General features: G+C 57.1%; 1 tRNA gene and 1 rRNA gene. Both read right to left on the bottom strand.

The features are described 5' to 3' along the window. Positions 1-539 (bottom strand): 23S ribosomal RNA (locus SM753_RS20205); the annotation flags it as partial. Positions 540-776: 237 nt separating this feature from the next. Further along, positions 777-848, bottom strand: a tRNA-Ala gene (locus SM753_RS20200). Positions 849-856 lie beyond the last annotated feature (8 nt).

The raw sequence follows: 856 nt of genomic DNA, 5'->3' as shown, positions 1-856 counted from the left end.
CGCTCGATCGCCACCTGATTTCAAGCCCTATTGCACCTCCCTTCATGGGGTGCTTTTCAGCGTTCGCTCACGCTACTTGTTCGCTATCGGTCTCGAGTTGTATTTAGTCTTGGCCGTTAATGCCGGCCGTGTTCACGAGGGAGATCCAACCCCCGATACTCTGGAGCTGACGCACAGCGTACTGGTCTGCATTACGGGGTTATCACCCTGTCTCACGCTCCGTTCCAGGAGACTTCATGCAGACGGTCTGCTGCTGAGAGCCAGTCCGAACACCACATTGCCCGAAGGCTTCGGTTTGGACTGTGTCGCGTTTACTCGCCGTTACTAACGACATCTCTATTGATTTCTTTTCCTGCCGGTACTGAGATGTTTCAATTCCCGGCGTTCCCCATTGCGCGAAGCAATTGCGAGGGGATTCCCATTCGGAGATCCTCAGTTCTTTCCCTCCGTGCGGGTCCCTGAGGCTTTTCGCAGCTTGGCACGTCCTTCGTCGGCACTCGAGCCGAGCTATCCACCAGGTGGCACAGTAGCCACGTTGTGGTGCACTACCATGGTGGTAGTGCGATATATTGTCACTGTGACCCGGGAACGGGTCCAGTGGACGTCTGGATTGCACGTACACACGGCCTCATCACACGCCCCTGGGTGTCACCGGGGGCGTATTCAACCCTTCCCAACCGCGCTTGCGCGGGATGGTGCATCGGTTCGTTCGGATTCAATCGTAGCGGAGTAACCCACTTAAGGGCAACGGTTCCGTACGGCGAATCCGAACAGCATGGACCCACTGGGATTCGAACCCAGGGCGTCCTCCTTGCAAAGGAGGCACTCTACCGCTGAGCTATGGGCCCACCTCCCT

Source organism: Halostella sp. PRR32, assembly GCF_034808085.1.
Classification (GTDB): Archaea; Halobacteriota; Halobacteria; order Halobacteriales; family Natronoarchaeaceae; genus Halostella; species Halostella pelagica.
The sequence above is the reverse complement of the archived record's forward strand: the minus strand, read 5'-3'. Positions and strand labels throughout refer to the sequence as shown.